General features: G+C 42.7%; 14 protein-coding genes and 4 tRNA genes. 9 read left to right on the plus strand and 9 right to left on the minus strand.

Annotation, left to right across the window (positions count from 1 at the left end; all coding sequences use genetic code 11):
* Nucleotides 1-31 precede the first annotated feature (31 nt).
* The 4 genes from Q4533_RS17595 to Q4533_RS17610 all read left to right on the plus strand — a co-directional run bounded on the left by Q4533_RS17595 (nt 32) and on the right by Q4533_RS17610 (nt 5,964).
* Nucleotides 32-961 (plus strand): branched-chain amino acid transaminase, encoded by a 930-nt coding sequence (locus tag Q4533_RS17595; RefSeq protein WP_102440068.1) that lies wholly within the window; start codon nt 32-34, stop codon nt 959-961.
* Nucleotides 962-1,152: 191 nt separating this feature from the next.
* The gene (gene ilvD, locus Q4533_RS17600) at nt 1,153-3,012 is read left to right on the plus strand and encodes a dihydroxy-acid dehydratase (protein ID WP_303503568.1); all 1,860 of its coding nucleotides are present in this window, start codon (nt 1,153-1,155) and stop codon (nt 3,010-3,012) included.
* Nucleotides 3,013-3,015: 3 nt separating this feature from the next.
* Nucleotides 3,016-4,593, plus strand: coding sequence for a threonine ammonia-lyase, biosynthetic (gene ilvA / locus Q4533_RS17605; RefSeq protein WP_303503571.1), 1,578 nt, complete (start codon nt 3,016-3,018; stop codon nt 4,591-4,593).
* A 216-nt stretch (nt 4,594-4,809) separates the two neighbouring features.
* Nucleotides 4,810-5,964 carry an alanine--glyoxylate aminotransferase family protein gene (locus Q4533_RS17610; protein ID WP_102475776.1) on the plus strand — a complete coding sequence of 385 codons (1,155 nt, stop codon included), beginning with the start codon at nt 4,810-4,812 and terminating at the stop codon, nt 5,962-5,964.
* Between the two features lie 97 nt (nt 5,965-6,061).
* Here Q4533_RS17610 and Q4533_RS17615 read toward each other — a convergent pair whose 3' ends face one another.
* Complete coding sequence (locus tag Q4533_RS17615; protein ID WP_076541888.1) at nt 6,062-6,313, minus strand: accessory factor UbiK family protein; 252 nt, start codon at nt 6,311-6,313, stop codon at nt 6,062-6,064.
* A gap of 212 nt (nt 6,314-6,525) precedes the next feature.
* Here Q4533_RS17615 and rep point away from each other — a divergent pair, with 212 nt between their 5' ends.
* Nucleotides 6,526-8,538 carry a DNA helicase Rep gene (rep, locus tag Q4533_RS17620; RefSeq protein ID WP_102439733.1) on the plus strand — a complete coding sequence of 671 codons (2,013 nt, stop codon included), beginning with the start codon at nt 6,526-6,528 and terminating at the stop codon, nt 8,536-8,538.
* Here the strand turns inward: rep and Q4533_RS17625 are convergent.
* A complete protein-coding gene (locus Q4533_RS17625; protein ID WP_102439732.1) occupies nt 8,528-11,200 on the minus strand; it encodes a diguanylate cyclase in 2,673 nt (890 codons plus the stop codon). The two genes, rep and Q4533_RS17625, sit on opposite strands and share 11 nt — an antisense overlap.
* Nucleotides 11,201-11,407: 207 nt before the next feature.
* Between Q4533_RS17625 and Q4533_RS17630 the strand changes: the two genes are divergently transcribed.
* The 4 genes from Q4533_RS17630 (at nt 11,408) to Q4533_RS17645 (ending at nt 11,959) form a co-directional block, all read left to right on the plus strand.
* A tRNA-Arg gene (locus tag Q4533_RS17630) sits at nt 11,408-11,484 on the plus strand.
* Between the two features lie 40 nt (nt 11,485-11,524).
* A tRNA-His gene (locus tag Q4533_RS17635) sits at nt 11,525-11,600 on the plus strand.
* A 43-nt stretch (nt 11,601-11,643) separates the two neighbouring features.
* Nucleotides 11,644-11,720, plus strand: a tRNA-Pro gene (locus tag Q4533_RS17640).
* Nucleotides 11,721-11,882: 162 nt separating this feature from the next.
* Nucleotides 11,883-11,959 (plus strand) — tRNA-Pro (locus Q4533_RS17645).
* Nucleotides 11,960-12,176: 217 nt separating this feature from the next.
* On the opposite strand, the gene Q4533_RS17650 is transcribed toward Q4533_RS17645, so the two are convergent.
* The 7 genes from Q4533_RS17650 to Q4533_RS17680 all read right to left on the minus strand — a co-directional run bounded on the left by Q4533_RS17650 (nt 12,177) and on the right by Q4533_RS17680 (nt 24,107).
* Nucleotides 12,177-14,099, minus strand: coding sequence for an EAL domain-containing protein (locus Q4533_RS17650; protein WP_102439731.1), 1,923 nt, complete (start codon nt 14,097-14,099; stop codon nt 12,177-12,179).
* Nucleotides 14,100-14,104: 5 nt separating this feature from the next.
* Nucleotides 14,105-14,743 carry a transglutaminase-like cysteine peptidase gene (locus Q4533_RS17655; RefSeq protein WP_102475774.1) on the minus strand — a complete coding sequence of 213 codons (639 nt, stop codon included), beginning with the start codon at nt 14,741-14,743 and terminating at the stop codon, nt 14,105-14,107.
* Nucleotides 14,744-14,842: 99 nt separating this feature from the next.
* Nucleotides 14,843-15,439 (minus strand): OmpA family protein, encoded by a 597-nt coding sequence (locus Q4533_RS17660; protein ID WP_102439735.1) that lies wholly within the window; start codon nt 15,437-15,439, stop codon nt 14,843-14,845.
* The gene (locus tag Q4533_RS17665) at nt 15,439-16,860 is read right to left on the minus strand and encodes a TolC family outer membrane protein (protein WP_102439729.1); all 1,422 of its coding nucleotides are present in this window, start codon (nt 16,858-16,860) and stop codon (nt 15,439-15,441) included. Before Q4533_RS17665 ends, Q4533_RS17660 begins: the two co-directional genes overlap by 1 nt.
* A gap of 25 nt (nt 16,861-16,885) precedes the next feature.
* Nucleotides 16,886-18,268 carry an HlyD family type I secretion periplasmic adaptor subunit gene (locus Q4533_RS17670; protein ID WP_102439728.1) on the minus strand — a complete coding sequence of 461 codons (1,383 nt, stop codon included), beginning with the start codon at nt 18,266-18,268 and terminating at the stop codon, nt 16,886-16,888.
* Complete coding sequence (locus Q4533_RS17675) at nt 18,268-20,442, minus strand: type I secretion system permease/ATPase (RefSeq protein WP_303503573.1); 2,175 nt, start codon at nt 20,440-20,442, stop codon at nt 18,268-18,270. The genes Q4533_RS17670 and Q4533_RS17675 overlap by 1 nt, the downstream gene beginning before the upstream one ends.
* An 89-nt stretch (nt 20,443-20,531) precedes the next feature.
* Nucleotides 20,532-24,107, minus strand: coding sequence for a choice-of-anchor K domain-containing protein (locus Q4533_RS17680; protein WP_368389907.1), 3,576 nt, complete (start codon nt 24,105-24,107; stop codon nt 20,532-20,534).
* Between the last annotated feature and the right edge of the window lie 60 nt (nt 24,108-24,167).

Here is a 24,167-nt window from a genome sequence, read left to right on the forward strand (position 1 = left end):
AATTTCATCGATATAGATTAAGGGACAGACTATGGCAGCGACACAATCAGAACTTATATGGTTTAACGGTGAAATTATGCCTTGGCAAGATGCTAAGGTACACGTGATGACACATGCAATGCATTATGGCTCTTCAGTATTTGAAGGTATTCGCATTTATGATACTCATCTAGGCCCAGCAGGGTTTAGGCTAACCGACCACGTGCAGCGTTTATTTGATTCCGCCAAAATTTATCGAATGAATGTGCCTTTTAGCTTTGAGCAAGTCATGCAAGCTTGCAGTGATTCTGTGCTAAAAAATAACTTACCCAGCGCTTATATTCGTCCATTAATATTTATGGGTGATGTAGGGATGGGGATCACCCCGCCAATTGACGCACAATGTGATATGGTCGTAGCGGCTTTTTCGTGGGGCGCCTACCTTGGCGAAGAGAGCATGGATGCCGGCGTTGATGTCGCAGTGACATCATGGCAGCGCCTAGCACCTAATACCATACCGACAGGGGCAAAGGCCGGCGGTAATTATTTATCATCACAGCTAATTTCTACAGAAGCAAAGCGTAACGGTTTTGATGAAGGTATCGCATTAGATACTAACGGTTTAGTTAGTGAAGGCGCTGGGGCCAATTTGTTTATTGTCAAAAATGGCAAAATATATACCCCGCCTGCAACCGCAGCCATCTTAAAAGGCATTACCCGTGACACGATTATGGTGTTAGCCAAAGAGCTCGGATACGAAGTGATTGAAGAAGCCATGGCGCGGGAATTTTTATATGTTGCTGACGAAATCTTCATGACCGGCACCGCCGCAGAAATAGTGCCAGTAAGAAGCGTTGACCGTATTGAGGTTGGCGCAGGCAAACGTGGCCCAGTGACACAACAAATACAACAAAGTTTCTTTGGTTTATTTAACGGAGAGACAGAAGATAAGTGGGGCTGGCTAGAGCCGCTAACTCAATAGCCTTGAGCTTAATAAGCAGCCTTGAGCTAAATCAAGAGTTATGAGCTAAATAAACAGCTTCAATCCATTTAAAATAATTATAAATTAAACGACTATTACAATTTGAATCAGTTTACTTTCAATGGTTACCGCATCATGTAAATGACTCAAATAAAATGGTTAAAGCAGTATTACAAGGAAAGGATAAGACAATGCCTAAACTACGCTCAGCAACCAGTACCGAAGGTCGTAACATGGCTGGCGCACGTGCCCTTTGGCGTGCAACAGGTGTAAAAGAAACTGACTTTGGTAAGCCAATTATTGCCATCTCGAACTCGTTTACTCAGTTCGTACCAGGCCATGTGCATTTAAAAGATATGGGCCAATTGGTTGCTGGCGCAATTGAAGAAGCAGGTGGTATTGCCAAAGAATTTAACACCATCGCCGTCGATGATGGTATCGCCATGGGTCATGGCGGCATGCTTTATAGCTTGCCATCACGTGAGCTGATTGCTGACAGCGTTGAATACATGGTTAATGCCCATTGTGCAGACGCGCTAGTGTGTATTTCTAACTGCGATAAAATTACTCCTGGCATGTTGATGGCAGCGCTAAGGCTCAATATCCCAGTGATATTTGTCTCTGGCGGGCCAATGGAAGCGGGCAAAACCAAGCTTTCAGATAAAATTATCAAACTTGACTTAGTCGATGCCATGGTCGCTGGCGCTGATACCAATGTCAGTGATGAAGACAGTAAGCAGATTGAACGTAGTGCATGCCCAACATGTGGTTCTTGTTCAGGAATGTTTACCGCCAACTCTATGAACTGCTTAACAGAAGCTTTAGGTTTATCACTACCTGGTAATGGCTCGTTATTAGCGACTCATGCTGCGCGTCGTAACTTATTTTTAGAAGCAGGTACGCGCATCATGGATCTCGCCACCCGCTATTATCGTGATGACGATGCCAGTGTTTTGCCGCGCAATATTGCCTCTTTTAAAGCCTTTGAAAATGCCATGGCGCTAGATATTGCCATGGGTGGTTCATCAAATACCGTATTGCATCTTATTGCTGCAGCACAAGAAGGTGAAGTGGACTTCACTATGGCTGATATCGATAGAATGTCGCGTATGGTGCCGCACCTTTGTAAAGTCGCGCCTTCAACGCCAAAGTACCATATGGAAGATGTTCATCGTGCTGGTGGGGTGATGGGTATTCTAGGTGAGCTAGATAGAGCTGGCTTACTGCATAGTGACGTTCCCCATGTGGCAGCGGATAATGGCGGCAATTTAAAATCAGTATTGGCTAAATATGATATTGCCCAAACACAAGATGCAGCTGTACGACGCTTTTATAGTGCAGGACCTGCAGGTATTCCAACACAAACAGCCTTCAGCCAAGATTGTTATTGGGACAGTGTCGATGATGATCGTAAAGAAGGTTGTATTCGTACCCGTGAAAATGCCTTTAGCCAAGAAGGCGGCTTAGCGGTACTTTCAGGCAATGTGGCTGAAAATGGCTGTATTGTAAAAACGGCCGGTGTGGATGAAGAAAACCTGACCTTTGTGGGTACAGCGCGCATTTATGAAAGCCAAGATGATGCCGTAGCAGGTATTTTAGGTGGTGAAGTGGTTGCTGGTGAAGTGGTGGTTATTCGCTACGAAGGCCCTAAAGGCGGCCCTGGTATGCAAGAAATGCTTTATCCAACGACGTACCTTAAATCTCGCGGTTTAGGTAAGGCATGTGCATTGATTACTGATGGTCGTTTCTCTGGTGGTACCTCAGGATTATCAATCGGTCATATTTCACCAGAAGCAGCTGCTGGTGGCACCATTGCACTGGTTGAAAATGGCGATACCATTGAAATCGATATTCCTTCACGTTCAATCAAATTAGCCGTTGCAGATAGTGAACTTGAGCGTCGCCGCGCTGCTATGGAAGCAAAGGGGCCACTTGCATGGAAGCCAGTATCTCGTGAGCGTTACGTATCTTTGGCACTTAAAGCTTATGCATTATTAGCCACCAGTGCCGATAAAGGTGCTGTGCGCGATCGCAGTAAATTAGAAGGTTAATCCATGCAATCCTTGGCATCAGCAACGCAACTGGAGTTAACGCCCATGCCCTTAGCTCAGCAATATTTACAGAAGATCCTATTGTCGTCTGTGTATGACGTCGCCAAAGTAACGCCGCTATCGAGCATGAAAAAGCTATCGGCACGCTTTGGCTGTGACGTGTATTTAAAACGTGAAGACATGCAGCCAGTGCATTCTTTTAAGTTGCGTGGTGCCTATAATCGTATTGCGCAGCTAACCCCTGAGCAAGCTGCTGCAGGTGTGGTATGCGCCTCTGCAGGTAATCACGCCCAAGGGGTGGCAATGTCGGCGGCAAGCGTTGGCATTAGTGCGGTGATTGTGATGCCGACGACAACCCCCGAAATTAAAATCGATGCGGTAAAGCGCTTAGGTGGCAATGTGGTGCTCCACGGTCAGGCATTTGATCAAGCCAATGATTACGCCAAAGCCTTATCTGAAACCGAAGGCCGAGTGTATATTGCCCCTTTTGATGATGAAGCGGTGATCGCAGGTCAAGGCACCATAGCTCAAGAAATGCTGCAACAGCAGCGTGATATTGATGTGGTGTTTGTGCCTGTAGGCGGCGGTGGTTTAATTGCAGGCATTGCGGCTTATTATAAAGCGGTTATGCCACAGGTTAAAATTATTGGCGTAGAGCCTGAAGATGCTGCTTGTTTAAAAGCGGCATTAGCTGCGGGCGAGCCAGTAACACTAAGTCAAGTGGGTTTATTTGCTGATGGCGTCGCGGTTAAGCGTATCGGTGAAGAGCCATTTAGAGTCGCCAAAGACTATGTTGACCATGTCATTACCGTTACCTCAGACGAAATCTGCGCCGCAGTAAAAGACATTTTTGAAGACACCCGCGCCATTGCTGAACCTGCAGGGGCGTTATCAACCGCGGGGATGAAAAAGTATCTACAGCATGTGGCCAATGACGCAGATAAGCCGTTAAAAGTGGCTTCGATTTTGTCAGGTGCTAATGTCAATTTTCATAGCTTGCGTTATGTCTCTGAGCGCTGCGAGCTAGGCGAGCAAAAAGAAGCTATTTTAGCGGTTAAAGTCCCTGAGCGTCCGGGGATATTTTTACGCTTTTGTGAGCTGTTAGAGAAACGCGCCATGACTGAGTTTAATTATCGTTTCTCCAGCCGTGATAAAGCGGTGGTGTTTGCAGGTATTCGCCTGTCAAATGGCCAAGCTGAGCTTGATGATATTATCGCAAATCTAGAAAGCGATGGCTTTGAAGTACAAGATTTGTCCCATGATGAAACCGCCAAGCTACATGTGCGTTATATGGTCGGTGGTCACCCGCCTGAGCCATTGGATGAACGCTTATTCAGCTTTGAGTTTCCTGAGCATCCAGGGGCGTTATTTAAGTTTTTAACTACCCTGCAAAGCCAATGGAATATCAGTCTATTCCATTATCGTAACCACGGCGCCGCTTACGGTCGTGTGTTAGCAGGTTTTGAAGTGCCCGCCAGTGACGGCGAAGCGTTTCAGCAATTTTTAACTGAGCTTGGTTTTGTTTATCAAGAAGAAACCCAAAGTCCAGCCTATCAGCTGTTTTTAAATACGGCTCAATAATAGCAGTCTGAGCATTTTCAGCCGAGTGTTAGCATATAGCAGAGCATGACAATAAATTTCATGCAGATAGCGATTTTGTGGTTATCTGTGTGTTATTGTCTCAGTCGCCTGTTAACGGTGGCCACAAACGAAATTATATTCGGTGGCATAAAAACAATTAAAAATGTAGGTTTCATTGAGCTATTACTAACTAGACCTCGAGCCAAGGAGACTTTGATGTTATCTGTTTCGTCAAATGCTGTTTCAAAAATTAGTGCCTTTAATCCACCTCGCCGCACCCTTATGGGGCCAGGGCCTTCAGATGTCTATCCTGAAGTGCTTGCTGCGCAAGCAAAACCCACCATTGGTCATTTAGACCCTTTATTCGTCGCCATGATGGATGAGCTAAAAGCGCTGATTCAATATGCATTTCAAACTGAAAATGAAATGACCCTAGCTGTGTCTGCGCCAGGTAGCGCTGGCATGGAAACCTGTTTTGTCAACCTGGTTGAGCCAGGTGAGAAAGTCATCGTCTGTCGTAACGGGGTGTTTGGCGAACGTATGCGCCAAAATGTTGAGCGCGTCGGCGCGACTGCGATTGTGGTTGATAACGAATGGGGCGAACCTGTTTCAGTATCCGCAGTTGAAGCAGCGCTGCAAGCCAACCCTGATGCCAAATTCTTAGCCTTTGTCCATGCTGAAACCTCTACTGGCGCAGTATCTGATGCTAAAAGCTTATGCGCATTAGCGCAGCAACATGATTGCTTAAGCATTGTCGATGCGGTGACATCACTGGGCGGCGTTGAATTACGAGTGGATGATTGGGGCATTGATGCCATCTATTCAGGTAGCCAAAAGTGTTTATCATGCGTGCCTGGGATTTCGCCAGTGTCTTTTTCAGCCAAAGCGGTTGAGAAATTAAAGCAACGTAAAACACCTGTTCAAAGTTGGTTCCTCGATCAAACCTTGGTAATGGGTTATTGGGGTAGTAAAGATAGTGGCGCAAAACGCAGCTATCATCATACCGCGCCTGTAAATGCCCTTTATGCACTGCATGAGTCATTACGTATTTTGGCCAATGAAGGCTTAGAAAACGCATGGCAACGTCATGCTGATATGCATCAGTTACTGCGTGCCGGCCTTGAAAAACTAGGGCTTACTTTTGTTGTTGATGAAGCGTGCCGTTTACCACAACTCAATGCGGTGTTTATCCCTGAAGGTGTTGATGACGCTGCAGTGCGTAAACAGTTGCTGGAAAACTATAACCTAGAAATCGGTGCGGGCCTTGGGGCATTAGCGGGTAAAGCCTGGCGCATTGGTTTGATGGGCTACGGCGCTAGACGCGAAAATGTTGCCTTGTGTTTACGTGCTTTAGAAGAAGCGCTGAACTAAGCAGGTTGATGTAAATGTTATACAAAAATGGCATCCAATTGGATGCCATTTTTATTGCTTTTTAGCCATGGTGATGGCTGAAAATACCAGCGATTTTCTACTCAGCTGAGAACTTTTTCTCTAATTCATCCACTTGGGCTTGCAGTGCTTCAAGCTTTTCACGGGTTTTTAATAACACGTGCTGCTGAACTTCAAACTCTTCGCGAGAGACCACATCTAATTTCATTAATTGGTTTTGTAGAATTTGCTTTGAACGTTCTTCAAATTCACCGGCAAATTGCTTTACGCCACTAGGAAGATTATCACTCAGTTGCTTGGCAACTTCTTCAAGTTTTTTAGGATTAATCATTATCAATTCCATATTAAAATTAGCTGTTTGTTAGCTCGATTGTACCTGAGGCGGAGGCGTTTTCCAAAGCAATCACCATTGTTTGCTCCTTCATTTGTCACTTTTAGTATTACGATCGAAAATACCATAACGATCGATATTTTTAATTGCAGCTTGGCGGTTTCTGGTATGATCACGATCCTTTTATTTTCGTTATTGGTGATCTAGTTAGCATGAAGTTAAATCCTGGGCAAAATGATGCCGTTCACTATGTTTCTGGACCTTGCTTGGTTTTAGCGGGGGCGGGTAGTGGTAAAACTCGGGTAATTATTAACAAAATTGCATACTTAGTTGAAAAGTGTGGCTACAAGGCGCGCAATATTGCCGCGGTGACCTTTACCAATAAAGCCGCCCGTGAGATGAAAGAGCGTGTATCGCAGTCAATGGGGCGTAAAGAAGCTCGCGGTTTGTGGATTTCAACCTTCCATACCTTAGGCTTAGAAATTCTTAAACGTGAATATAAAGTGGTGGGCTTAAAAGCTGGCTTCTCACTGTTTGATGACCAAGACACCTTTGCATTATTAAAAGAGCTCACAGAAGATGAGCTTGAAGAAGATAAAGACCTCATCAAAGCGCTTGCTAGCGCCATTTCAAACTGGAAAGGTGATTTAGTCGTACCTGATCAAGCGCTCAAACGTGGCGGTGACGAACAAACTCAATTATTTGCCAAGCTTTATCAGCGCTATGCCCAGCAAATGAAAGCCTACAATGCGCTGGATTTTGACGATCTGATTTTATTGCCGACGTTATTGTTGCGTCATAATGAAGAAGTAAGAACCCGCTGGCAGACCCGTATTCAATACTTGCTGGTGGATGAGTATCAAGATACTAATACTAGCCAATATGAGCTGGTGAAGCTGTTAGTTGGCGAGCGTGCGCGATTTACCGTGGTAGGTGATGACGATCAATCGATTTATTCATGGCGTGGTGCTAAACCGCAAAATTTGGTGTTACTAGGGAAAGATTTTCCGCAACTGCGCTTGATTAAGCTAGAGCAAAATTATCGCTCTAGCCAACGTATTTTACGTGCGGCCAATATCTTAATTGCTAATAACCCCCATGTGTATGAAAAAACCTTATTCAGTGAGCTAGCCTACGGTGAGCCGCTTAGGGTGCTATTTGCTGCCAATGAAGAGCAAGAAGCAGAGCGGGTGGTAGCGGAGATTATTCGTCACAAATTCGTTGGCCGTACTCAGTTTGGTGATTATGCCATCTTGTATCGGGGTAACCATCAATCGCGGTTATTAGAACGTGCATTAATGACTAACCGCATTCCTTATAAGCTTTCAGGTGGCACTTCGTTTTTTGCACGCGCAGAAATTAAAGACATTATGGCTTACCTGCGCTTGGTGGTGAATCCAGATGATGATAATGCCTTCCTAAGGGTTGTTAACCTTCCTAAACGTGGTATTGGCCCTGCAACACTGGAGCGTTTAGGCAGTTATGCCAATGAAAAGCACATCTCGTTATTTGAAGCGATTTTTCAAGCTGAGCTAAACCATCATCTGTCGCCAGCGGCAATGGGGTCGTTATATCAGTTTGGTAAATTCATAGTCGATACCGGCGAAGTAGCTAGCCGCGGTGAACCGGTAGACGCCATTAAGCAGCTTATTCGTAAAATTAACTACGAAGATTATTTGTATGAAACCAGCACCAGCGCTAAAGCAGCTGAAATGCGGATGAAGAATATTTCAGAGCTGTATAAATGGGTGACTCAAATGCTTGAAGGTGATGATTTGGACGAACCAATGACCTTACCTGAAGTCGTTACCCGTTTGACCTTGCGTGACATGATGGAACGTAACCAAGAGGATGAAGGCGGCGATCAAGTACAGCTGATGACCCTACATGCATCGAAAGGCCTCGAATACCCTTATGTGTTTATGGTGGGCACCGAAGAGCGCATCTTGCCGCATCAGTCGAGTATTGATGAAGACAATGTCGATGAAGAGCGCCGACTCGCTTATGTGGGGATCACCCGAGCACAGAAAGAATTATGGTTTACTATGTGTCGTGAACGGCGCCAGTTTGGTGAAACCATGCGCTGTGAGCCAAGCCGTTTTTTGATGGAACTGCCTCAAGATGACTTGATTTGGGAAAACCGTAAACCAAAGCAAACTGAGCAAGAAAGGCTGCAAACCGGTAAAAGCAATATCGCTAACTTGCGAGATATGTTTAAGAAGTAAGCTTAGCTAACTGACACTCCGCACCTTGTTGGGTGTCAGCTATTTTCTCTAACTGCGTTTTTATACAGATGTCGTTAGCAGAGAATAAGCGCCCTTGACCTTGGTAGTACCCCAGCTGTCGTAACGCTGTGAGTTGTTCGTCAGTATTAACTCCATCAGCAAACATTTCAAACCCCAAGGTCGATGCAATGAGGCAATATGCTTTAGCCAATTGCAATTGTTTGCTATTCAGTAAGTGTTGGCTCGCGTCAGCATCGAGTTTAAGGGCTTTTATTGGCAAGAAGCTGAGGCTGCTTAACGAGCTATAACCTGTGCCATAACCATTAATGCCGATATTAACCTCAAGCTCAGTTAAAGTATCAAAGGCCGTGATATGGTTTTTTCGGTCTTTAACGAAGGCTTTTTCATGGAAAAATACCCATAAATGGCTTGGACTGATTTGGCTATTTTTGATGGTGTTTTTTAAGCTTCGTAAGTCGTATTTCAACTTAATATGCTTGCTTGATAGTGACATGTGAATTTGTGGCGCGTGGCCCAGGGTGTCAGTTAACGCCTTATAGCCACTATCGATATATTTAAATATATAGTCATCAAAAATGGTGATAGTTTGGGTTTTACTCGCCAATGACTGCAGTTGTTGGTGACTGATACTACCATGTGTAGCGTGTTGCCAAGAGGCTATGGGCTCATAAGCCAAAATGCTCAGACCATCAAAATCGACCACGGGGATTAAATTAACATTTATATGGTGATTTTCTAATGCCTGCTGGAAGTCCTGCTCTAATTCCACTCTTTGATTAAAGTGTTGCTCAATGTGCTGATCAAACACCACATAACAACCTTTACCTTTGGCTTTTGCCTGATACATAGCAGTGTCAGCATGACGTAAAATAGACTCGCTGTCATAGGAGGTGTTCTTTGCGCTATAAGCCACGCCAATACTAGCGCCGGAGATTACCTGTTGGCTGGTTAATGTAAACGGCTGAGCGATGGCTTTAAGTATGCGTTCACTGACATCTTCAGCATCTTGTTTACGATGAATTGAGTCTAGCAGTATCACAAATTCATCACCGCCTAAACGTGCAAGGGTATCGTTATCACGGATACACGCTTTTAATCTTTTTGAGGTTTCAATTAAAAATCGATCCCCTTCTAAATGACCTAAAGTATCGTTAATTTGTTTAAAGCCATCTAAGTCGATAAACAATAATGCACATTGTTCATTTTTATTACGCCTAAGATGTTTAATGGTTTGGGATAAGCGCTCCATAAAGAAGCTACGATTGGGTAAGCCGGTTAAATTATCATGTTTGGCATCAAAGACTAATTGGGCTTCGATCTTTTTACGCTGCATAATTTGTCGCTGCAAATTGTCATTCATTTCAGCGATAGCATGGGTGCGCTTTTGGACTTTGTCTTCTAATAATTCATGACTTCTTTTTAGCTGCTCTGCGGCTAATTTCTTTTCTATGGCATTGGCAATGTGTTGTGACACAAAGGTCAGTAACTCAAGATCTTTAACCGCAAAAGAGTCGTTATCGCTTAAGCTGTATATCGTTAACCCACCGGTGACTTCACCGTGGATGAATAATGGAATACCAATCCATTGCACCATTGCGTGAGTGTGGTTTAAGTCTGGATTATGGCCGTAGATGTCACCGGCTTTAATTAATGCTTGAATATCTTGCTGGCGCAGCAGTAGCGGCTTTTTATGCTTAAGAATATATTCTGTTAGCCCATCTTGCATTGGACGAGGCTTAGGCGGCTCTGAAGCCATCTTAGAGACATAAAAGGGGAAAGAAAGCGTATTGCTTGCTTTATTAACTAAAGAGATAAAACAATTTTCTGCAGGAATAAGTTGGCTGATGATTTTGTGGATCTGTGGATAGAATACAGATTGGCTAACATCAGAGGTCGACAGATCTGCAATTTGAAACAGTGCTGATTGCAACTTTTCAGCTTTTACGCGCTCTTGTACCTCTTGTTTTACTTTTTCGTAGGCATCACTGAGCTCTTTAGTTCGCTGCACAATGGCAATTTCGAGCTCTTCATTATGACGCAAACGTTCCATTACCCCAGAGATATGGTGGCAAATAAAGCCCATTAATTCTAATTCTAATTCACCATATATGATGTCATCACTGTAGCTTTGAACAACTAATACGCCAGTGACCTTATCATTATGCTTAATTGGTACCCCTAACCATTGCAGGCAGGCTGAACCTAAGTCATCTATTTCGCCTGCTTTTACCAGTGACTCAAAACCTTGATCATCACACAATAATGGCTCGCCAGTTCTCAGTACGTAGCCAGTAATCCCCCGTTTGAGCAGCGCTGATATTTCTTCATCGGGATAAAGCTCACTTGGATGGGGATCTTTTTCATCGGCAAAAAAAGGCAAGCTAATAATACTGCTGTCGGTATCGAGTTCAGCAATAAAGAAGTTATCAGCGTGGATAAGTTTTTGCAGGTGAGAGTGAACGCCATGATAAAAAGCATCAAGGGAGATGGCGTTAGTGGCAATGTTGGAAATTTCCAGTAATGCATTTTGGATTACTTCAGCACGTTTGTATTTGCTTAGCAAACGCCTTAGTCGTGACACTCTTCTTTTGAGGTGCTCAACATTATCTGAACTAAATATGGGGAAGGTTCCCTTTTCCATAGCACGCCCTTAATTCCTTTAAGACTTTTTACTGACGTTTCAGTATATGAAACTTAACCAATAATGTGAACCAACATGAGTTTATAATTAAAAATGCTCAAAAATATCCCAATTCAGTCAAAACATGAGCAAACAGAAAAAAAATTAAAAACAAAGGTAGACGTGAAGCTGATTTATCCCTATTATGTGCGTCGCTAACCAAGGCGAGCGCCCATAGCTCAGCTGGATAGAGCGTACCCCTCCGGAGGGTAAGGCCGAAGGTTCGAATCCTTCTGGGCGCACCATTCGGTACAGTAGCTTGTTAGCAAAATTGAAAGGTCAGTGGTGATTGTAGCTCAGTTGGTAGAGCCCCGGATTGTGATTCCGGTTGTCGTGGGTTCGAGCCCCATCAGTCACCCCATTCAATTTAACTTCTTTTAGAAGTGTCGTAATTGCAACATCTTCGGTGATTAGCGCAGCCCGGTAGCGCATCTCGTTTGGGACGAGAGGGTCAGAGGTTCGAATCCTCTATCACCGACCAAATTTTAGTATTCCAATTAGTGATTTATTTTGATCCTATCAGATTGGCCTACCGTATAAAAAGTTACATTCAGTGAATAGCGTTGTTGATAACGCGTCACTCACTCTTTTAGAGTGAAGCAAAGGGTTGACCTTATAAGACTTAGAATATCAGTAAAAATTTCGGTGATTAGCGCAGCCCGGTAGCGCATCTCGTTTGGGACGAGAGGGTCAGAGGTTCGAATCCTCTATCACCGACCACATTTAACAAAAAAGCCACTCAATGAGTGGCTTTTTTGTATTTCAAATAAACACCTTGTGCAGCATCATCCCTTTTAGCTACTCCCTTGTTACCTCAATGGTTGGTACGTTTAGTTAGTATCGCTGGGTTTGTTATACATTAATGCAGGTTACAGATAATAAAAAACCACATTTGCATGTGGTTTTTTGGGTATGAATTACCTTATTGGCTGATAAATTAAATGTTGATGGAAACCGGCGGTGAAATAAAGCCTTGGTAAGCATCAAGTCGCATGGAGGCAAAACGTTCTAACTGTGTTTGCTGCTGTATTCCGGTGACTATGACTTGAATATCTAAGCCTTTGGCCACATTCGATAAGGCTCTACATAGCTCAATATTGTGTTGGTCATCTTCCATATAGGCAAAGGATTGATCCAGTTTGACATAACTTGGGCGCAGGCTTTGTAAATAGGCCATTGAACCAAATTGACGGCCGAAATGATCAATACCAAATGTTGCCCCGTTATCACGAATAATATGGCATAACTTTTCACAGTTTTCTAAATCACTATAAACACTGGCTTCAGGTATATCAAAACAGATCCTTTCAGGGAAATTGCAATGACGTAAAAACTGCTGCAACCAAGTGTGAAAATGAATATCACTAATACTTTGAAAGGTGAGGTTAATAGCGAGTGGCTCATAATTTCGCTCTAAAAGTCGGTTTTCTACCACAGTTTCAATTAAACATTGATCCAGCAAGGTGCCTAATGACAATAACTCAACATAAGGCATAAATTGACCTGCGTGTTGCAATTTGTCGTCGACGGTAAGTTGGCAGTAAACTTCCCGCTGGCATACCTCTTTTTTGCGATTGAGCAAAATAGGCTGCCATCTGAACTGGAATTTTTTATTTCGAATCGCATCGGTGAGATTAGTGCGCCATTGCTCACGGCTAAATAATTGTTGTTCGTCGGTTTCAAACCAATGAAACACTTTATTGTCTTTTAGTGACTGCTGCAGTGCATTGTCAGCTTGGGCTAAAATATCACTGACGGTCATTTGACCAATGCGCTCTGCAACACCAATCGCAAAGCCTTCGTTGGGCTTACAACCTGCTTTTGATATTTCCTTATTAAGGGTTCTGAGTAAGGTTTGTAAGTATTTAGTTAGCTGTTCATGTTCAACATCGGCGATCAAAAAAGCAAATTCATAGGCGGCAATACGGCCAATAACAGAAGGTGCTACCTCATCTAAATGGTGCTGCAGCTTTTGTGACAGCAATTTAATGGTTTCATCACGTACTTGATAACCATATTTACTGTGCACTGTTTCTAACCAGTCAAATTTGGCTAAGAATATTGCTCCACTGCTAGGCTCTGCTAACCAGCCATTAATTCGACTGACCATATATTGTCGATTTGGCAGCCCTGAAACCTGGTCGACGAGGTTTTTCTTACGTAGGGCTGAGACTTCTTCATCCAGTGAGTTAAATACCTGTTTAAGTTGTGCCGACATGCTATTAAATGCACTTACTAACTCTTGCAGCTCTTTAGTTTTAGGCATTGGCATATCAGGTCCAAACTGCTGATTAGCCACTTTTTTTGCATGAATTGAAAGGTCGTGTAACGGTTTTAAAATAAAGCCTAAGCCAAAGCGAGCGCAGACGATAGCCAATAAAAATAGAATGGAAAAAATGATAATGGTATTAGAAATAATCCGCCACAGTTCATGGTAGCCAAACCCAGGGTGAGCGGTAATTTCTATTTTAGCTAATTGCAGCCAGCCTGAGGTTAAGACAGTCTCTTTGGTGATGCTTTTAAATAGCTCAAGGTCAATAAACCACTGCGGTACACCGTCGATTCTGATGGCGTTATTCCACACTTGTTGCTTACCATCAACCAGCCAAGTGAGTTTAATTTGCTGGTAATAACCGCCTTCAAATATCACATTGACTAGGGTTTCTGCGCCAACATCATCACCATTTTCAAGGGCAGGGACGAGCATAATACCAAGGGAATGACTGGCATTATTTAAATCTGATTCCATCTGCTTACTCAAGAAACTTTGGGTCTCAGTAAACTGCACGTAACCTAAGCTGATCACCACCAGTAAAAATAAACCAAAAAGTAACGCATAGATTTGACGAAAGAGGGTCATCTTGGTCACTGCTCCATTTTTTGTTTGGGTTGACGCAAGCGGTCGATACCCAATCTAAGTTTTAAATCATTCCATTTTTCAAGACGTGACGAGGAGCCAGCAAGCACACCTCGGCCTTTTTCTTTGTTGAGCCATAACTGTTTACCATTAAAACTATAAACAGGTATTAAATCATTTCTCATTGTCGCGGGTTTTATTATCGGGTCTAGATTGTCTAAAACCAGTGGTACCGCGCCTGGTGTTTCATAGTAAGCTAGCACCATGTGGTACTGGTTTACTGTTTTGGCTTTTACCATGGTAATTCTGAGTTTATCTTCAGGTATACCAACTTGGAGTAAGGTAAAGTATTTAGCGATAGAAAAATCTTCGCAATCACCAGCATTGACCCCAATAAACTCCATCGGAGAAGCCCAATAATTAGACTCGCCCCATAAGGCTTTATCGTCAACAAACTTAAATAAGTTAAAGAAACGGTTAACCTTTTCTAGCCTGGCAAGCTCATCAAGTTGCGGTGCTTCATTGATGATTTTGAACCAAGCTGTGGCGCGTTTTCCAGCTCTTTCACCGTAATGCTCAGTTAAAGCATTAATGGTTTTTTTTGCATCAATTTGCGCTGGTGGCGCGGCAAAAAGCCCCGATACCATCAAAGCAGATGCTAGCAGTGAATAATGACAACATTGTTTTATACGTTCTAACCTCGAACGGCCATTATCAGGCAACTGTTAGCACCTCAATGACAATTTTTACTGATCAACAGTATAAATGTGCCACTTCATATCTGTTTTTGAATCATCGCCAGTCACTTCAGCAATAACCCGGCGGTTAGCCTCATTAGCCTCGGCTGAGTCAGATTCATCAATAGGTCTATCGTAGCTATAGCCAATGGCATTGAGCCTTGACGGATTAATAGCAAAAGTGTCAGCTAATATTTGGGTAACGTTTTGTGCTCTGGCTTGAGATAAGTGTAGATTATGCTCATAGCTACCGGTTTTACTGCAATGGCCTTCAATGGTGACATTGGTGCTAGGGTACAGCTTCATTAATTGCGCAATTTGTTCAATTTGCTGATAAAAGCGTGGGTTAATGTCTGCTGAGTCATTTTCAAACAGAATGTGTAACTCCTGGCGCTCATTAATTTTGCTTACGGTGGCGCAGCCATAATTGTCGATATCAGCACCAATGACCGTTTCTAAGCAGCGCTCACGGGCCATAATCACACCGTCATTATCATTATCATTAAGATCAAACTCTTGTTGCGTGGCCGTATCCATAGTGACAATGTCTCGCATCGAACAGCCAGTCGCTAAGCTTATTACAAGTAGCAAAAACAAATATTTCATCATCTTACTCCACCTTCATAATCACGTTCACCTTGCCAAATATCTGGACGTGTGACCCGCAACGAGTCAAGCAATCTACCCGTTGCATTTAGCAGCCGATATTTTGCCGCCGTTTCGTCAAACTCAGTTTGCAGGTAATCTTTACGGGCTTGAAACAGCTCATTTTCAGTATCGAGTAAATCCAGCAAGCTACGTTGGCCTAAATTAAACTGTTGAGAATAAGCTACTTGGGTATCTTTAGAGGCAATCACATGGTCGCGAATATAGCGTTTTTGCGGTGCTAGCATCTCATAAGCATTCCAAGATAAATGCACCCCTTCAATAACTTGGCGATGTGCCCGTTGACGAATTTCTTTGGCCTCATTGATTTTGTAAGCAGCTTCCTTTTCCCGTGCGAGATCTTTACCACCTGAGAAAAGGTTGTATTTAACTCGTACCATGCCGACTAAATCGTTATTATGGCCGCCGACATTAGGGTTGAGAGCACTGCCAGTGCCGTAACCATCTTCACCATCTACATCATTATTCCAATTACCATTTAATTCTAATGAGAACTTTGGATAGTAATTTGACTGCGCTGATTTTCGTTCTTTATCTGCGGCGTTAATATCGCTATTGGCAGATTTAAGGATCGGATGATTTTCTTGGGCCATCAGCACGCTTTCAGCGATATTATCAGGCATCAAATCCATATCTGGCACTGGTGCAACTAAGTTATCAGGTTCTTTTTCGACAATACGAATATACTGTGCTTTCGCATCTAATAGGTTATTTTTAGCTGCCATAACATTAGCGTTAGCACGAGCTAATCGACCTGATATTTGCGATAAATCAGCAATGGAGCCTAAGCCTGATTCGGTGCGCTGCTTAATTTGGTCGTATATTTCTTCATGACTTCTGAGGTTTTTTTCCGATAACACTAATAGCTGCTCAGCTTTAATGTAATTGGTGTAAACCTTACTTACTTCTAAAGCGATATCTTCAGCAGCGGCAAATAATGCCCACTGTTCAGCACTGGCTTCAAATGAGTAGCGATCAACTTCACTGCTGGTATAGAAGCCGTCAAATAACATCTGTTTGATGCTAAAACCTGCTTCACCACGTTCGAGCTCCATAACGCCATCATCTAAATTATCGTTACCAGGCTGGCTTTTACGTCGGGTTGAGGGGCTGTCCGTTTGCTCCCAACCATAGGCGCCGGTTAAATCAACTGTTGGCATATAACCTGCCACAGCTTGATTAACTTGCTCCTCACGGGCTTTAAAGCGATTAAAGGCAATACGCAACTCTGGATTAGTATCCAAAGTATGGGCGACAGCTTGTTCTAACGATTGCGCGTTTAGAGTAGGTACTGCAAAAAATGCAGACATTGCCAATGCCAAAATACTTAACTTACGACACTGGGTTATATTCAATTTCATGTAAAAAACCCTCCAGGTTTTTTGTTTAATTCTCTCGAAGTGCAGTTTCTTTAGCCCTTAAAATAGGGTTTAAAATATACTCAAGGATTGTTCTTTGTCCGGTTATTACGTCTACTGAGGTAAGCATTCCCGGAATAATTGGCATCTGTGTGCCATCTTTTTTTATCAAATTTGATTCTTTGGTTCGTACTCGGATGGTATAAAAGCTGTTGCCTTCTTCATCTAAACTGGTATCGGCACTAATGTGCTCTACGGTGCCTTTGAGGCCGCCGTAGCGGGTAAAGTCATAAGCGGTCACTTTGACGATTGCGGGTAATCCTGGGTGTAAAAATGCAATATCTTGTGGGGTTATCTTAGTCTCAATCAGTAGCTGATCTTCTGATGGCACAATTTCAATAATCTCTTCACCTGGTTGTACCACACCCCCTAAGGTATTCATGTGTAGGGTTTTAATGGTGCCGTTAACGGGTGAGGTAATAATGGCTTTGCTGATCTTATCGAACGCGCCTATTTGCGCTTGGTTCATCCTAGATAGCTTAGTTTGCATTTCATTTAATTGGGCGCGTAAATCAGCAGCGTAAACAAATACCGCCTCACGGCGTTTAAGGATAGCTTCATCCATAGTGGCTTTTAATTTAGGCCGCAGTAGACGTAAGGTTTTAAGCTCACCTTGAATGTCATTAACAGTACGTTCAAGTTTTAATAGCTCAACTTCTGGAACGATACCTTTTTGTGCTAGGGGTTTAGTGAGTTCTAATTCCCGTGAAATCAGCTGATAGCTTTTGGTTAGGGTGATAATTTTAGAGCTTAACTCTTCAGTTTCTTGTTGGCGCTGCTGAATTTGGCGCACCAAAATTTCTAACTGATTGCTGAGATTATCTAAACGGCCGCTGTATTCAGCTTGTTGGTTTTTAACTAAGTTAGGCTCATCATTGATAATCTCATCAGGAAAAACTAATGGCTGCTTCGTGATTTTAACTTGCTCGCGCCAGTTTGAAGACATGTCAGAAATAACAATACTATCTAGCTCGGTTCGCAGGCGGATCACATTAGTTTGTAAGCTATAAACCTCTTGTTCTTGTTGAGCGAAATCTGAGCGGAAGCGAATGTCATCAATTTTGACTAATGGCTGACCTTTGGTGACTATCATGCCTTCTTGGACATAGATTTCTTGTAGTACGCCACCATCCAAACTATCAATGAGTTGCACTTGGGAAGAGGGGATAACTTTGCCCATTCCTGAAGTTACCTGATCTAATTCAGAAAAATAGGCCCAAATAAAGAAGCAGATAAACATGGCCGCAATTGACCAAATGATTAGGTGATGACCACGTGGTGACTCGGTCATCATGGCACCATAAACATCATCGACCATGTCTAAATCATGGTTAGAGAGCTTGTTAGTCATTAACTGCGCCCTCCTGCAAGTAAGCCATTATTGAGTTTTTCAAGCACGCGATCTTTGGGGCCATCGGCAACAATATGGCCCTTATCAAGTACGATAATGCGATCAACTAAACGTAATAAGTGCATCTTATGGGTGATCAGTAATAAAGTGCGGTCTTTACTGACATGCTCCATTGAGCGAATAAACTGTTTTTCAGCGCGAGCATCTAAACTGGCTGTTGGTTCATCCATTAATAAGATGGGCGGATCATTTAAGGTTGCTCTTGCTAATGCAACGGTTTGACGTTGCCCTCGGCTTAATGACAAGCCGCCTTCACCTACTTGCTGATCTAAACCTTCAGACTCAAGGTTAGTAAACATACTGACCCCAGAAAGCTGCACTGCACGAATAAGTTGATGCTCTGTCACCTGACGGGTGCCAAAAAGAATATTATCTTTAATAGAACCATGAAAAAGGGTCACATCTTGGGGCAAATAGCCGAAATTTTTACGTAAATCACTGGGGTGAATTTGACCCGCATCTAAGCCATCGTAACGCAGGCTGCCTTGAGTGGGTTTATACAAGCCAACTAACAGTTTTGCTAAGGTACTTTTGCCTGAGCCATTACGGCCGATAATAGCAATACGCTCACCGGGTTTTATGTGGACGGAAAGCGGATGTAGCACAGGTCTTTCGGCTTCAGGAAAGCTAAAAGCGATGTTATCAGCATCAATTTTACCTTGTAAGCGCTGTTTACTAACCAAGTGGCCCCTGTTTTCAAACTCTTCTTCTTGATTCATCACCTCGTCAAGTTGACGTAGCGAGCTTGCGGTTTGGTTGCCACGGGTAATAAGACCTGCAAGCTGCGCCATTGGTGAGATTGCGCGGCTTGATAGCATTACAGCGGCAATAATGCCGCCCATTGAGATAGCGTTATCTGCCACTCGATATACCCCAAGGATTACCACACAGACGACGGTAAGCTGCACCACAAAGTTAGCCACATTACTGACGGCATTAGTAAGTTTTTTAGATTTAAGCTGCCAGTTGGCGGTGTGGCCTATCATCTGCTGCCAACTTTTTTGCACTAAGCCTTCAGCGCCATTGGCTTTAATAGACTCTAATGCGGTTAAGCTTTCAATCAAATGGCCGTGTTTAAGGCTTGAAAAGCGGTTACTTTCTTCAATTGCGGCTTTAAGTTTGGGTTGGATGTAGAGCGTAAAGCCAATAATGATTATGCCACCAAGCACTGGGATCACCGCTAAGTCGCCGGCAACAATATAAATAATGGTGACAAACAGTAGGGCAAAAGGAAGATCCACTAAGGTGGTGATGGTCGCTGAGGTTAAAATCTCTCGAATACTATCAAATTCACTTAATTGCCTTGCCATGCCGCCGACGCTGGGGGAGCGCTTTGACAAAGGAATGCCTATCGCTTTGGCAAATAACTTTGATGAGACAATAATATCGACTTTTTTACCTGCAACATCAATTAAATAGCTGCGTAATTGGCGTAAAATAAGATCAAATAAATACGCTATACCAGCACCTATAGCCAGTACCCATAATGACTCGAAGGCTAAATTAGGCACCACTTTATCGTACACATTCATGATAAACAGCGGTGACACTAAGGCAAATAAATTGACCAGTACTGAGGCGATTAAGGCATCGCGGTAAATAGGCGCTGAGTCTTTAATGCTTTGCAGTAACCAATGGGTACTATTATCGTGAATGTGTACATCAAAACTGTTATCGCCACGAAACTCTTGTTTAACCAGAAATAGATAACCCACATAAAGGGTTTCTAGTTCTTCAATGGTGAGAACTTCTTCTCCACCGGTTTCGGGTAATTGAATGGTTGCTTTGTCAGCATCGATATCAAGGCTATGTAATATGCAGGCTTTTTTGTCTTTAAGCAGTAAAATACAAGGCAGTAAAATAGCTGATATTTGATTAAGGTCTTTACGGGTTAATTTCGCCGATAAACCGCCGCGCGAGGCGGCTTGAGGTAATAAATCAGGGGTGATGTTAGCGCCAGTTAATGGCAAGCCTGCCGCAAGTGAGTCACTTGAGCATGGCGAACCAAAATGTTCGGTCATTAAAACGAGACAATCTAGCAATGGATCGACCGTGGTACGTTGTGAGGCCGAAATTGTCCATTGCTCTTGATTGTTTGATGCAGTTGCTGGCACCTAATATAGATCCTTCATATTTATAATTATTAACAATCTCTTTAGTTGACGCTTACATATTACTACGTAGCGTCAACAAAGTGTTGTATTTAAGGAATAATATTACCATCTGGATTATGATCTAAAGGATCAATAATAGTATTTGGAGCCGGAGCTTCATTTGTGGTATCGACAATTAAAGCGCCATCATTAATTAATCCGTTAATAATGACCCCATCTTCATTGCTGCTATATATTGATGATAGTTCGATTCCATCGAGAATAATTTGTTGTTCAAAGACATCATCACCATTTGCATCAATACTAATAGTGGTAGATCCATTAGCTTCAGTAATGTTTAGCAAATCTTCTAAAGATGAGTACTCTTCGTTCACGAGTATGTCACTTAAATCAAGCTTATCTTCGCTTACGTTGAAGTCGGTAATATGGTCAGCACCAAATTCACCTTGTTGCCAGACGAAGGTGTCATTGCCACTATCGCCACGCATGATGTCATCACCTAGACCTCCTATTAGGGTGTCATTGCCTTCACCGCCTCTAAGCCCATCATTATGGCTGCCACCATCGATATTATCGTCTCCTGTATGACCATAAAGAATATCGGAGCCTGATTGACCGAATATAGAATCATTGCCACTACCTCCATTGACCGCATCTACTTGTGCTGAAGTAACGTCCTCTGTAAGTAATAATCCATTAGTATCTATTATGCTATCGGCGCCCGAAAGTGTGCCTGTCATGATGTGATGAGTATCAATTTCTTCGGAAGTTAACTCAAGTTCATCATCTGATTGATAATTAGTTGATCCTGTTGCACCCGCATAAATAGTGTCATTTCCTTTACCTGTTTCGATATGGTCATGACCCTCACTACTGCTTATAATTTGCTTATTATTCTGACTAAAGCTAGTAAGGTTGCTGCCATTGTCTGTAATCAAATTACCATCAGAGTTAGTTATTTGTCCGAATAATCCTCCACCGAAACTAACATTGAGCTGTTTCTGAGTGCCATTTTCTCCATCTAATACAATAATTTCATCGGCTAAGTTTGAACCTTCTACGTTGAGATTATCAGACGTGGAAGTAGGAACTCCTTGTACATTAACCAAGCTAACGTCTATAGAAAGTGTTGCACTTGATTCATCGCCGTCGGAATCTCTAATTGTATAAGTAAAAGTTTCTACGGCATTGTCAGGGATAAGGTTATTATCCATGGTGACATCGTAACGATAGCTACCATCGGTATTGATAACCAAGTTACCGTATGTGCCTGTGATCACAGTACCTATATTTCCAACGATGCTCGTATCACTTTGATCCCCAGTCTCCACACCAACCACAACCGTATCAACATCTGCTCCTGTAATATCATTATCAATGACATTACCTTCGATATACGGTAACTCGTATCCATTACCTGCAACCATTCTTATAACTAAATCGTAGCTTGTTGCGGCATTTTCTTCAGTATAAATGGAAGTTACCACATCACCATTTTCATCTATAAAACCAATTACTTGAATAGTATAAAGTTCGCCTTCATAGTTAAACGTTACATTAGTTTGTTCGATAGTTACAATATCATCAGGATTTGGTCCGTCATTTGGCGTTTCATTGTGAGCTAAATTCAGGGTTAATGTTACAGGTGTGACAACACCAAAGGCGTCTATGACATTAAATACCACATCCATTGAAGCCCCTGTTATGGAGCTTCCTGAGTATATGGGATAGTTATAATGAGTAAAGGTTCCTAAAACAATATCCTGATTAAGAGCAAGTTCGCCGTTTAAAGCTGTGTCATTATCAATGAAGCCATATCCAGATTTCAGACCTGCAGTTACAGGATTACCCCAACGTATTTGATCGAATTCACTATCGTTATCTTCTCCGCCATTACCGATATCACCGTCATAACGGACAATATTAGCGCCACCAATTGTCGAGAGCCAAGTTGCTTGCACACCACCTATAATAGCGAATGAATCTTCAAGTACCTCAATAGTGACGTTATCATTTGTTGCTTTTGAAAAGTCATCAATAATTCCGGCAGATAATGTTGCTGAGGCACTATCACCATCTATATCGTAAGCAGTTATTTGGAAATTATCAGATAGTGACTCACTATTTGATCCAGTATGATTTTGTGCGCTATTTATGGAGTAATTATAATCAAGTAAACCATCGTTATAACCAGTAATCGTTAACGTTCCATACTCCCCTGCAATCACAATTGGGTTAGCTACAGAAGCTACGAGCAATGAAGCGAGTGTTAATGTGCTCGTATTAAGCCCATTTCGAATTTCAAGACGGTCTAAGCCATCATTAACTTCTATATTTGTTGAACCACTTGCTAATGTTTGCCCGTTATTTACAAAGCCAGTACCATCAGCTAAGGCAGATTCATCGACTAGAAGCACATCGGGGGTATTGATGATGACGTCTTCATCAAGTCCAATAACATTGATAGTTACAGTAGCGGTATCTATTGCTCCATATTCATCGGTAATCGTATAAGTGAAACTGTCAGTTGTGACTTCACCTGCAGATAAATTACGGAATGCATTATTGGCATTATAGCTATAGGTACCATCGCCATTAATTGTCAATAACGCGCCACTTGGGAGAGTTATTACTTCCCCATCAACTAAATTGTCGCCATTGACATGACTTATTGTGAACGTATGACCTTGAGCATCAATATCATTTGCTAATAAGCCTTCAGAGATTTCTGTGATGCTTAATGTTGCGTTTTCATTGACAACATAAGCATCAACTAGTGCAGGTCCTGTGACAGTGACAGAGTCTAAGTAGTAGTCTGAGGAGTCAGTGAGCTGTGGCCCTCCATTTGCTTCACTAATAGTTGGTGCAGCTTCAAATACCAGCTGGTCAAATACAAGGCTGCCAGTATTAATTGTAAATGTGCCGGTTGTGCCACTAGTTGTTGAAAAGGTTTCGGTTGCGACCAATTGACCATTGTAATAAGCGTACCAAGTACCTTGCTCACCACTATTTTCATCAGCAAACATTCTAGAAACACTAAAGGTTGCTTCATTAACTAGGCCATTGAAATCAATGACAATCGCTTCTGATGTTCCTGATGCAGAATCATATTCAATTTGATTCTCTACTTGATCTGTAGACCTTGGCGAGCCCCCGACACCTAATTGATTGGTTCCATCGTTATAAGTCAGTGTTCCGGTGCTGCCGTCAGCATTTCTGGCGCTAATCACAAAGTCTGCTTCGCCATCAGCATTTGTAGGACTTACCCAACCGTTGGATGAGTCTGCAGTGGTTGAGAAAGTACTTCCAACAGCATCATCGACAGCATCGACAGTGTTTAAATCGATAGTCACAATTGCAGTATCACTTAAACTACCATCAGAGGTTTTCACTGTTAAATTAAATTGAGAAGACTGCTCAGAATTAATCTGGTTAGTGTCATTTACTGAGATTACACCAGTATTTTGATCAATGATAAATGCACTATTCTCACTGGTTAAGCTTTCTGAACCATTAGATAAAACAAAGGTATAGGTCAGTGAATCACCATCGATATCAGTGTCGTTAGATGTTGTCGCTTCATCAACATCATAAATCACAGTGCCATTTGCAACAGATTCATTGATTTGAGTTTGATAATTGTTAATCACAGGGGCATCGTTCACTTCGCCCACATTGATGGTGAGCAGGCCGATGTCGCTGAGACTGCCGTCAGAGACGGTGTA

Origin of the sequence: Shewanella sp. 6_MG-2023 (assembly GCF_030547195.1) — a bacterium.
GTDB lineage: Bacteria > Pseudomonadota > Gammaproteobacteria > Enterobacterales > Shewanellaceae > Shewanella.

Coding starts and splice junctions, on each gene's coding strand:
- ilvD (WP_303503568.1), top strand. CDS start 1,153: ATGCCTAAACTACGCTCAGCAACCAGTACCGAAGGTCGTAACATGGCT.
- Q4533_RS17670 (WP_102439728.1), bottom strand. CDS start 18,268: ATGACTAACAAGCTCTCTAACCATGATTTAGACATGGTCGATGATGTT.
- Q4533_RS17610 (WP_102475776.1), top strand. CDS start 4,810: ATGTTATCTGTTTCGTCAAATGCTGTTTCAAAAATTAGTGCCTTTAAT.
- Q4533_RS17650 (WP_102439731.1), bottom strand. CDS start 14,099: ATGACCCTCTTTCGTCAAATCTATGCGTTACTTTTTGGTTTATTTTTA.
- Q4533_RS17655 (WP_102475774.1), bottom strand. CDS start 14,743: ATGGTATCGGGGCTTTTTGCCGCGCCACCAGCGCAAATTGATGCAAAA.
- rep (WP_102439733.1), top strand. CDS start 6,526: ATGAAGTTAAATCCTGGGCAAAATGATGCCGTTCACTATGTTTCTGGA.
- Q4533_RS17625 (WP_102439732.1), bottom strand. CDS start 11,200: ATGGAAAAGGGAACCTTCCCCATATTTAGTTCAGATAATGTTGAGCAC.
- Q4533_RS17665 (WP_102439729.1), bottom strand. CDS start 16,860: ATGAAATTGAATATAACCCAGTGTCGTAAGTTAAGTATTTTGGCATTG.
- ilvA (WP_303503571.1), top strand. CDS start 3,016: ATGCAATCCTTGGCATCAGCAACGCAACTGGAGTTAACGCCCATGCCC.
- Q4533_RS17595 (WP_102440068.1), top strand. CDS start 32: ATGGCAGCGACACAATCAGAACTTATATGGTTTAACGGTGAAATTATG.
- Q4533_RS17660 (WP_102439735.1), bottom strand. CDS start 15,439: ATGAAATATTTGTTTTTGCTACTTGTAATAAGCTTAGCGACTGGCTGT.
- Q4533_RS17615 (WP_076541888.1), bottom strand. CDS start 6,313: ATGATTAATCCTAAAAAACTTGAAGAAGTTGCCAAGCAACTGAGTGAT.